Annotated in this window: 12 protein-coding genes and 1 pseudogene; 10 read left to right on the top strand and 3 right to left on the bottom strand. The window is 54.9% G+C overall.

Translation table 11 applies throughout. The features are described 5' to 3' along the window. Positions 1–105: 105 nt before the first annotated feature. The 5 genes from IGX34_RS21875 to IGX34_RS21855 all read left to right on the top strand — a co-directional run bounded on the left by IGX34_RS21875 (position 106) and on the right by IGX34_RS21855 (position 3,595). Complete coding sequence (locus tag IGX34_RS21875) at positions 106–942, top strand: hypothetical protein (RefSeq protein ID WP_192557886.1); 837 nt, start codon at positions 106–108, stop codon at positions 940–942. A gap of 27 nt (positions 943–969) precedes the next feature. Then, on the top strand, positions 970–1,320 hold the full coding sequence (locus tag IGX34_RS21870) for a hypothetical protein (RefSeq protein ID WP_192557885.1): 351 nt from the start codon (positions 970–972) through the stop codon (positions 1,318–1,320). Positions 1,321–1,391: 71 nt separating this feature from the next. Next, entirely contained in the window at positions 1,392–1,940 is a 549-nt protein-coding gene (locus IGX34_RS22300; protein WP_192557884.1) for an alkaline phosphatase family protein, read from the top strand. Continuing rightward, on the top strand, positions 1,916–2,830 hold the full coding sequence (locus IGX34_RS22295; protein ID WP_192557883.1) for an alkaline phosphatase family protein: 915 nt from the start codon (positions 1,916–1,918) through the stop codon (positions 2,828–2,830). The genes IGX34_RS22300 and IGX34_RS22295 overlap by 25 nt, the downstream gene beginning before the upstream one ends. Positions 2,831–2,947: 117 nt before the next feature. Then, a complete protein-coding gene (locus IGX34_RS21855) occupies positions 2,948–3,595 on the top strand; it encodes a DUF4019 domain-containing protein (protein ID WP_192557882.1) in 648 nt (215 codons plus the stop codon). A 198-nt stretch (positions 3,596–3,793) separates the two neighbouring features. Here IGX34_RS21855 and IGX34_RS21850 read toward each other — a convergent pair. Further along, positions 3,794–3,934 (bottom strand): annotated as a pseudogene (locus IGX34_RS21850) (SDR family oxidoreductase); the annotation flags it as partial. A 171-nt stretch (positions 3,935–4,105) separates the two neighbouring features. On the opposite strand from IGX34_RS21850, the gene IGX34_RS21845 reads away from it, so the two are divergent. The 3 genes from IGX34_RS21845 (at position 4,106) to IGX34_RS21835 (ending at position 6,077) form a co-directional block, all read left to right on the top strand. Next, on the top strand, positions 4,106–4,393 hold the full coding sequence (locus IGX34_RS21845; protein WP_192557881.1) for a DUF2523 family protein: 288 nt from the start codon (positions 4,106–4,108) through the stop codon (positions 4,391–4,393). An 8-nt stretch (positions 4,394–4,401) separates the two neighbouring features. Then, on the top strand, positions 4,402–5,556 hold the full coding sequence (locus tag IGX34_RS21840) for a zonular occludens toxin domain-containing protein (RefSeq protein ID WP_192557880.1): 1,155 nt from the start codon (positions 4,402–4,404) through the stop codon (positions 5,554–5,556). A 176-nt stretch (positions 5,557–5,732) separates the two neighbouring features. Then, positions 5,733–6,077, top strand: coding sequence for a hypothetical protein (locus IGX34_RS21835; protein WP_192557879.1), 345 nt, complete (start codon positions 5,733–5,735; stop codon positions 6,075–6,077). Positions 6,078–6,632: 555 nt separating this feature from the next. Here IGX34_RS21835 and IGX34_RS21830 read toward each other — a convergent pair. After that, positions 6,633–6,956 carry a helix-turn-helix domain-containing protein gene (locus IGX34_RS21830; protein WP_338015528.1) on the bottom strand — a complete coding sequence of 108 codons (324 nt, stop codon included), beginning with the start codon at positions 6,954–6,956 and terminating at the stop codon, positions 6,633–6,635. 147 nt (positions 6,957–7,103) lie between these two features. Between IGX34_RS21830 and IGX34_RS21825 the strand changes: the two genes are divergently transcribed. Together IGX34_RS21825 and IGX34_RS21820 are read left to right on the top strand one after the other, a co-directional pair. Continuing rightward, positions 7,104–7,898 (top strand): hypothetical protein, encoded by a 795-nt coding sequence (locus IGX34_RS21825; protein ID WP_192557878.1) that lies wholly within the window; start codon positions 7,104–7,106, stop codon positions 7,896–7,898. 19 nt (positions 7,899–7,917) lie between these two features. Further along, on the top strand, positions 7,918–8,670 hold the full coding sequence (locus tag IGX34_RS21820; protein WP_192557877.1) for an SseB family protein: 753 nt from the start codon (positions 7,918–7,920) through the stop codon (positions 8,668–8,670). Between the two features lie 80 nt (positions 8,671–8,750). Here IGX34_RS21820 and IGX34_RS21815 read toward each other — a convergent pair. Continuing rightward, positions 8,751–9,424 (bottom strand): gamma-glutamylcyclotransferase (locus IGX34_RS21815; RefSeq protein ID WP_225737699.1); only part of this gene is annotated, 674 nt, incomplete at its 5' end.

Genomic DNA, 9,424 nt, shown 5'->3' with positions numbered 1-9,424 from the left:
CCTGCGAGGAAAGCACCTCGGCCTCGCGCAGCTTGTGGATGATCTCTTCGGAACTAAAGCGTTTCTTGGGCATCGTCCAGTCTCCTCGTCATAAGTCTATGAACTTTGGATCTGGACCAGAAATTTCAGGTCAGCTCAGGCGCACATTCGATCTGTGCCGCCGAGATGACCTTTTTGCGTAAAGTGCAGTCCACCGAATGCATGAGCACCTTTTACAACGAGGCATTCGCGTTTGCGGTGGCCAGCAAGGATGCTCAGTTGCAAGCTTATTCGAGTGCTCCGTTAGATCTTTTACCCACTTGCCAACCTAAAGAATTGACATTTGCGCAACTGCAGGGTCGACAGGCGCTTTTGGACCTCCTTACCGCGTACGCAGACTCCATCCAAGCCTTGATGAGCGATGGCAACGATCAGGCATTTGATTCGGGCTCGGAGTCGATGGCGAAGGGGCTGCAGAGCGTCGCCAAGCAAGCTGGGTTCACCACGATTACGACCAATGAAGCGGCAGGTGTGAACGCAGCTATCGATACCATCACCCACTTGATCGTCGATCATCACGAATACGACAACGTCAAAGATGCGGCGTCGAAAGCGGAGCTTCCCCTCGAGTCTATCGTCAACGCGTTCAAGTCAGAAAATTCTAACGACGCGTCAGGGATCCAGTCTAAGCTAGGCGGAATCAAGAACGACTTCCGTATTGCGGTATTGGCGTCGCGCGATCACAAAGGGGCGGCCAGCTTCTTAGACATTGCCGATGCCCACGCCATGTTGGCGTCGATGACCGTTGCCACCGACCCTACTCAACTGAATGCCGCGCTTGACGCGTTAGTGGCATCCAATAAAACCTTGGCAAGCGGTGATAAAACGACGGTCCACCAAGTCGTTTCAAATCTCGTGAGTGAAGGCCAAAGGGCTGTCACCATCTATAGCGGATCCAAGTAAACCACACGGCCGTGAACAGGGGGAGCCATGACGCAATCGCAGCAGCAAGCGCTGAACATCGTCGGCGCGGTGGACGCCATCCGCAATGCCGAGAATGTTTTGATGGCTCAGATCAATGCAACCGCCGATATGCTGGCAGCGATTAAGCTAAACCAAGCGTATCAGCATCTGGATTCGGTCCTGGGCCAAATCCTGCACCTGCAAAACACCACGGACGACCAAATATTTGCCTCCGCGGCTGCGTCCATCAAGGGCCAAACAACTGCTCTGCAGTCGGACGAACACACGATTCAAGGCCTGATTAATGACGTCGGGACCGCCAAGAAGGTCATCGGGTACGTCGGGCAAGCATTAGGTTTCATCAGCAAGCTCTGCTGAACGATGTGCGCGCCTTGCTACGTCGCCCTCGGCGTTTCCACGATTCGGGATCAATTTTCGAGGAGCTGCGGATGTCAAAGATTGACCATGTCATCGTATTGATGCTCGAGAATCGCTCATTCGATAGCATCCTCGGCCGACTTTATACGGATCGCATAGACTTCGATGGGGTTCCAGGGGGCGCCTACAACATGGTGGGCGATCAAAAGGTATCGGCCTGGACGAGTGATCAGGGTGAGGGATCGGGTGATTTCACGATACCGACTCCGGATCCGGAAGAGGATTTCGCAGACATTACCGACCAGATCTTCGGCACGGGCAAGGCGCCGCCCGCTCCGCCCACCATGTCTGGATTTGCCGAAAACTACGTCAAAACCGGCGGTGATCCGCGCAATGTCATGCACGGCTACTCCCCGCGGCAGCTTCCGGTGATCAGCACACTTGCTCAACATTTTGCCGTGTCTGATCGTTGGTTTGCCTCTGCGCCGAATCAAACCTGGCCCAATCGTTTCTTTGTACATACCGGCACGGCAGGCGGATACGTAAACAACTCTCCACTCCATCCGCCCTACATGATGGAAACGATCTTCAATAGATGGAAACGATCTTCAATAGATTGACGCAAGCGCAACGGAGTTGGCGGATCTATCACCACGATTTTCCACAGTCAGCGACGCTTACACGACTCTGGAGCGAGCTTCCCGGGCGCCTTCTTTCTTTTGAAGACCACTTTATGACGGATGCGATGGCAGGCCGTCTCCCTAACTACAGTTTCATTGAGCCCCGTTATTTTGCCGACCGGCTATTCAATCGATTACCTAACGATCAACACCCGCCACACGACGTAGCCTTGAGTGAACGTTTGATTGCGCGGTGTTACGACGCCATCCGAAATGGTGCAGGCTGGAAGAAGACACTCTTCATCATCACATACGATGAACATGGGGGTAATTGGGATCACGTCGTGCCTCCACCAGCCATTAGTCCTGACGACCTGCGACATGACGGGTTTGCGTTTGACCGCTACGGGGTTCGGGTGCCTGCGGTCCTTGTGTCGCCCTGGATTCCCGCTGGGACGATTGCTCGTGCTCCTCAAGGTCGGCCGCCGTTCGACCATACATCGATCTTGTCCACGCTCCGAACGTTATTTGGTCCGTTCGCACCTCTCACCAAACGTGACGAAGCGGCGCCGGATCTCGTGGATATCCTGTCGCTGCCAGAGCCATCCAATGATGGCCCGCGTAGTTTGCCGCTTCCGGCCCCCAATGCTAGTGGATCGCAATTTCAGGCCGCAGGACAGGCCCCGGCGACTAATGTCCACAACGCGATGGCGGCCATGGCCGACCGACTTCCCTCGGGCACTGCGGCTGTTGTGGAGCATGTGGCCGCCCTTAACGAGAGCGTGCCCCCAGGCGGAATACCCAAAGCCCAGGGACTCAGCGCAAATCAAGCATTGGATAAAGTAAAAGCAGGCCTTGATAAGTTCCTCAATGGCGCAGGGTTGTCCTAGCTTTGAGGCGGTCAATTGCGAGGGCGTACAGAAAGAATCTTCGACCGTGACCCTGGGATCTACGGCGCCAGATGAGAACTAAGTAACTCGTTGGACATTTCTTTAAGGGAAGGTCATATGAGTCACATAACACAGCGACCGAAAGCAGAAAAAATTGCGGTCTTCACATTTGGCGTCGTTTTCTTGCTACTGATGCTCGGCATCGTACTGAAGTTCCCCCAGCCTACGCCGATTCAGTATTTGACGTTCAGAATTATTTTGAGTTTGGCAGCTGCAGGCTTTGCGGCAATGCTGCCGGGCGCCTTGCATCTGCAACTCCCACTGATTGTAAAAGGTACGGTACAAGCGGGCGGAGCAATTGCCGTCTTCGTGCTCGTCTACACCACTAATCCTGCAGTACTCCAATCTTTAGGTGTGCAAATACCTAAGGTTGATGCCACACCAATAGTCAGTAAATTTCTTTCACTCAATGATGCTGGTGACTATGAGTCCGCCTGCAAACTGTATCTCACAGTTGAGCAACAGATGGTGCCACCAGCTCGTTGCGCGCAAATTTCGAGCTCCATGATGGCGAATCTTGGGGCGGTTGAGTCGAGGCGGGGTCCCACGAACGTCGTGGCGGCACCTATTCAATCAGGGCAGCCCCAGGACATGGGATTCGTTTACCTCACGAAATTTCATAATTTCCCAGTCCCCCTGCACGAAACCGTCTATGTCGAAGTAGAAGGGAAAGAATGGCGTATCAAGGGATACTTAGTGCAATAGGGCACGCGCTAAGAATGAGTAAGCACATCCTTAAATAGGTCTGACACCCGCGCCGGGTCATTCCTGATTGTGCTGCTACCAATAGCGGGCATTCCGGTTTTCTCTAGTTTTCTGTACGTAAGTGGGCTCGGAGCACGGCGATTAGGGAAAGTTATCGGGGGTAGCGCGCGTATTCACTCCCAGTCCAAGAAAAATAGGTCAAACAATCGAACGCACCACTCCTCCATCCACGCGCACGGCAGCGGCGGTCGTGGCGGATGCTTGCTCTGACGCAAGATACGTACTCGGGTTGGCCACTTCTTCTACGGATGCCAACCGCTTGATAAGTGATGTGGGTCGACAATGAAATCTTGGCGACACAATGTCCTTTTGTGCCAGTTTCGGGCGCATTTGGTAAGACTACTGTCAATATTGATTTCTCTTTCATCTGTCAGTATCAGGGTTTTTTTTCAAGTCTTATTTTGTTGGTTGCCACTATGAAATGCGCTGATATTTTGGGGAGGAAGTGACATGCCTGTAGTAATTGCATGGTTGATGGCTGCGTTAGAGACCACTGTCGGTAGCATTATCATTTCGGCCTTATTGACGCTTGGTATTAGCTTTGTGTCGTACAAGTTCACCGTTGCACCCATCAAGCAGCAACTCATGAATGTGTTATCAGGCGTTCCTGCGGAGTTTCTTAATATCCTGGGTTGGATACGTCTAGATGTTGCCTGCACGATGGTTCTTAGCGCGTATGCGGCGCGCTGGGCTGTTGGCAGTGCGGTGTCGCTTATTCGCACTAAGTCGTCTTCGTAAGGATTTTTATGCCTATTCAGTTGCGTACTGGTTTGCCGGGTGCTGGAAAGACTTTGGGTGCCGTTGAGCATTTGATACAGCTGCGTCATCAGCATCCGGATAGACCTGTAAAGGTCTTAGGCATTCCGGATTTGCGTGATGACTTGGCGGAGGTGATTACACCTGAGCAGTTTCGTGATTGGGATCAGTTTCCAGCTGGCACGATTATTGTTGTTGATGAGGTTCAGAAGTATTGTCCGGCTCGTCGTGTTGGCGATGCCCCAACTTGGATTGCTAAGCTGAGTGAGCATCGCCATTTAGGCCTTGAATTTATTTTTATCACGCAGCATCCGTCGTTGTTGGATACTTATGTACGTCGATTGGTTGATCGGCATATACATACGGTTCGAAAGTTTGGTACCTATTGGGTAACGCGTTTTGAATGGCCGGAGTGTCAGTCCGATCCAACCTCTAAATCGGCTTTGCGTGATGTTGAGCGAAAGGACCGCAGCAAGTATTCCAAGGTGGCCATGTCGGCGTATACCTCGTCTGAGCTGCACACAGTTAAGCGCCGTATTCCGCCCTTTGTTTGGGTTTCGCTGGCTTTGTTGTTGATCATCCCTGGCTTGCTTGGTGCTGCATATTTGGCGTTGCGTAGTCGTGGTAAGTCGGAGGCTGCTTTGATTCATCCGGACCAGCATGCTCACTCAATGTTTTCCGGTTCTAGTAATTCCGTAATGTCTACGGATGATTGGATTAAGCGCATGACGCCGCGCGTTAAGGGGGTGCCTTGGTCTGCACCTTTGTTTGATGGTCAGAGCGTCATGACTGTGCCCGATCTACGTTGCATTGTTATCGAGCGTGATAGCGGTTTGCGCGACTGCAAGTGTTACTCGGAGCAAGATACGCCGATCGATGTAGATCAGAAGATGTGTTACAAGGCCGCTTCGGAGGGTGTCTATAATCCCTTCAGGCCGGCGTTGCAGGATGCCCGTCAAGCTCAGCCTGCTGCGTCCTCATCTGCTCGGTCTGTTGCTGATGCGCGGCATGATGATGCCGAAGCGCTGGGTGAGCTTGGTGGTGGTGCGTATCAGGGCAGACAGCGTGCTACGGCGTACGGTTATATCCCGCCTACGTATGGCAAATGGAATAGCACGCCCCTCAAGAGTGGTACGGGCATGTAGCTGGGGTGTAGGGGTGAAGCCCCTACGGATGCGCCTTTTTGCTGTCGGCGAAGCGGGGAAGGGCAGCTAGGCCCCTTCCGGGGCCTGTGTGGATATGTCCTGGCTCCCTTCCCTGATCCTTTCCTGCCAAACTGTCCTGGCTTATTCTTCGCCTGCCAATGGGACGGGGGAAGGGCATGGATAACCGTGTTTTTTGGAGCATGCTTTGCGCGCTGCTCGTTTTTTCAGGTTTCTGCGGCGCTGGTTATGCCTGCGTTTACGCGGCGCAGCGTGAAGCTCTGGCTGTGGCGCGGGTGCAGGCTGACGATCAGGCTCGCGCGGAAGCTGTAGCTGAGACAGAGCGTACGCAGCAGCAGCAAGCGTATCCGCAATGGATTCATGAGCGCGAGCTACTTCAGCCGAATCAGCGTTGTCTTGGCGGGGTCGTTGTTGAGCAACGTGGTAGCACGTATACGCAGATTGGCTATCCGGGGCATCCAGCGCACTGTGTTGGGGATTATGCTGACCAGCCGATGCGCTGATCCAGCGCAGGAATTGCCGCGTTGTGTCCGGTTTGAGCGCGGAGCTTGTTCCTGGGGGTATGAGGCGGTCGCCGCGTATGCGCCATCCGCTCCATGGTCCGGCTAGATCTATCCGGCACTGAGCGTCGTGTTCGTATAGCTTGACCGCGATTTCCTGTAGGGAGATAACGCGGCCGCTTGGGGTTTTGAACTCCTGACGGCCGTGGTCATAGGTCCAGTTTAGGCGGGGGCGCTTCCGGGGCACGCTCGAGCTCCATGTGTGCGGAAGATCCACGCAGCAAGGCACGTGCCAGCTGTGATCAGGCCGACTTCGCAATTTGACATAATATACATTATGCGCAATTAAGGCAGGTTCAAAGCCTGGCCCCAGCAAGCTTGTCGCTGGCACAGTCCCGCTGTTCGCTAACCAGGAACCGCCGCCATATCCGGATACAAACCGCTGCTTTGCCTCGCATAACCCGGTGGCATTTCAGTCGTGGCGGCGACAAATTGCATCCGTTTTTCTCTAAGTCCCGAGAAACCGCATCCGTTTCATTGGGCATGGCAGCCCCGCCATTAGCTTTGTGGACGCCGAAGTAAGGTCATTAGACGTCGTTTTCGTGTTTGCGATAAACGGTGAAAGGTCGTAATGAGGTTTGCGAGGTCATCCTCGCCGGCAAAGAAATAAGCCACGGGTACGTCGAGGACCTGCCCTAACTTGGCTAACGTGCTGGTGTCTGGCGTATGTTTGCCGCGCTCATATTGGTTAATGCGCGGCGATGCGACCGACGGATCGAGACCCGCGCGCACACCCAGTTCACGCTGCGACAACCCTGTGGCGGTCCTTGCCTCCCGCAGGCGTGCAGCGACTACCGCCTCTTTTTTGCCGCCTCGTGCCACCAGTCCTTGCGCCCTCGCTATGGTGCGAGAAGCTTCAGGGGCACGGATTTGCCTGCATACTAAGACTTCCTTAGTATAGGAGGCTCCCGACAGATCTCGGCCAGTTCGCCCAAGTGGCCGCTACATTCAATAACTTAAAGGTATAACGTGAACCCAGCTGACCTGACCGCCAGCCTTTTCTTTTCGGCGGCCGTACGCGTCGGGGCGGATACTTCCCTGACACGCCTGTTGCCCCTGGGGGCGCTCCACAAGCCACTCGCTCCACACGACCACTATTCGCAACGCGTGCTGTTATCCCTGCATGCGCTTGGAATCATCGAACCGGAGATCTCGCAATCCCACGCGGAAGACTGGCTACTTGCACGGGACTGGATGCGGCACGGGTTCGACAGCGTTGCCTGGCGCATCCGATGGGCTCCCCGCGATTGCCGGCGGCAGCACGAGGAACTTAATGAGTTATTGCGTGACCTGGAGCTTTCTGAAGACACTTCGCTGGTGCTACTGGCGCTCTGGGAAGATCTGGCGTTAGCCGAAGTTGCCCAATACGCCCGCTGGAGCCTGGCCAAGGCCGGCTACAACCCCGAATGGACCGAACGAGCGACGGACGCCCTCCACCACGCCCTGGAGGACTTCAGCGTGAGCCAGGTGATGTATCTCATTTACCTCGCCATGCGCACACTCGCCATGACACATCAACAAGGCGGTTTGGACGCGACGCGGTTGAGTCACGCCTTTGCCGAAGCGATTTCCACCTACGCGCGTCGTGCCCAAGTCGAAAGTTGGGCGATTCGCGGCATGGCGCGGCCGGCGGACCTACCGATGAGTACGCTTGCACTGATCTTCGCGCACGAAGTGACACGGCTGGATGATGAGTATTTAACCAAGCGCCCCTCCCTCGATGCGTTGGTAGGCGCCATGACACGCCATCGCACTCTCCACTAAGCCCTGTTGGAGCTTTGGAATGAATCAAGGCGTTACCGCAGAGCACGCGCACCAGGACCGACTGGAAACACTGTGGCTCCAAGCCAACCATGATGCTCCTGCTGAGGCGGCATTTTTGCGCGAACTGAGCCATCGGTCTCTGCTCGTGATTCTTCGGCAACCACCGGGGTCGGGAGATGCGGCGCCCGGGCGCAACCTTGTGCAGTGGCAGCGCACGATCGACGGGGCAAGTTTCATTCCGATCTTTACTGGCCAATCACATTTCTCGCTAGCACTCCCCTCGCCCGCAACGCTCGTAAGCGTGCCGGTACGCTTACTCTTAGCTGCCGGGGGTACCCAACGGTACATTGTCAATCCACTCTCCAAGGAGGCATTCGAATTGAACACGGCACAATTAGCCTTACTGCGAGGTTACATTGCCGACACGCATCACGATGCTGAATGGCCGTCGCGCACTGCGCCATGGGCTTTTCGGCTGCCTGATGATGCTCTCTATCCGGTTGCGGTCAAGCTAGTGGAGTGGTTCAACCAAAGCGGCCGGGTCGACCAGGCTTTTCTCTATGAGCTTACCCGTGGCAAAAAGCGGTGTACGGAGATCGTACTGGGGATTAACGAGCCGGCCGACCAGGGATTGGCCGACGCTTTGAGGGCCATTGCTGTCGAAGCTGGGGTAACCCCAGCTACTTTTCTCGTTCGTTTTCTGCCGGATGAGCCGTCACACCGGGAAGGCATTGCCTTAGCGAAGCTGATGCCGTTTTATCAACGTCCGTAACACCGCGACTCGCGGCCCGCCGCCCTGCATCGCCGGCACCTAATCCGTTGCTGTGCCGAGTGAGCGCCCTTAAAAAGATTCTATATTTGCAAGCTACGCCATAGTCTGCTTACGACGGGGTCGTCGATGCCGAGTTTGCACAGTTCCGCGTAGACGTTCGCGAAATAGTCGAAGCATGAGCCATTCGTGCCAGTCGCTCGCCGAATACCGGCAATCATCTCTTCTATTGCCTGTATCTCCAGTGCGGGCCCCGTGTAAATCGGCGACATGGCCGGGACCTGTTGTTCGTCGATGGTGATCATCAGTGCCGCCAGTGCGAAGTTTTTGCCTTCGCGTTCCGCCAAATGGGCCTCCACATCGGCTTGCCGTTGCTCGGGAAATTGAAAGGCTATGCCTAGACATGAGGCTTTTGGATCAGCTATGAGGTTGAGCGTAGGACATGGAAACGACTTCGTTCCCCAGTTTCTAACCGACCCTTTGTTGAAGGCGCGACGATAACCGTGCAATTCCGCTTTTGTGCGGCGCTCGCACCCAAAGGGAGATTCCCATGCTCCCGACATCAACGATCCGTATCCAAAGATCCACATCCGCTTATCCTTCTTCCATGTATCAACAGTGAGCTGACCTGAAATTTCTGGTCCAGATCCAAAGTTCATAGACTTATGACGAGGAGACTGGACGATGCCCAAGAAACGCTTTAGTTCCGAAGAGATCATCCACAAGCTGCGCGAGGCCGAGGTGCTTTCCTCGCAGG

It is taken from the genome of Dyella acidiphila, from assembly GCF_014863405.1.
In the GTDB taxonomy this organism is placed as follows: domain Bacteria; phylum Pseudomonadota; class Gammaproteobacteria; order Xanthomonadales; family Rhodanobacteraceae; genus Dyella_B; species Dyella_B acidiphila.
Note: the sequence above shows the minus strand (reverse complement) of the source record. Positions and strands in the feature narration are given on the sequence as shown.

Bases quoted from the DNA above. Each gene is read 5' to 3' on its own strand.
- IGX34_RS21870 (WP_192557885.1), top strand. From the start codon at position 970: ATGACGCAATCGCAGCAGCAAGCGCTGAACATCGTCGGCGCGGTGGAC.
- IGX34_RS22300 (WP_192557884.1), top strand. From the start codon at position 1,392: ATGTCAAAGATTGACCATGTCATCGTATTGATGCTCGAGAATCGCTCA.
- IGX34_RS22295 (WP_192557883.1), top strand. From the start codon at position 1,916: ATGGAAACGATCTTCAATAGATTGACGCAAGCGCAACGGAGTTGGCGG.
- IGX34_RS21855 (WP_192557882.1), top strand. From the start codon at position 2,948: ATGAGTCACATAACACAGCGACCGAAAGCAGAAAAAATTGCGGTCTTC.
- IGX34_RS21845 (WP_192557881.1), top strand. From the start codon at position 4,106: ATGCCTGTAGTAATTGCATGGTTGATGGCTGCGTTAGAGACCACTGTC.
- IGX34_RS21840 (WP_192557880.1), top strand. From the start codon at position 4,402: ATGCCTATTCAGTTGCGTACTGGTTTGCCGGGTGCTGGAAAGACTTTG.
- IGX34_RS21835 (WP_192557879.1), top strand. From the start codon at position 5,733: ATGGATAACCGTGTTTTTTGGAGCATGCTTTGCGCGCTGCTCGTTTTT.
- IGX34_RS21820 (WP_192557877.1), top strand. From the start codon at position 7,918: ATGAATCAAGGCGTTACCGCAGAGCACGCGCACCAGGACCGACTGGAA.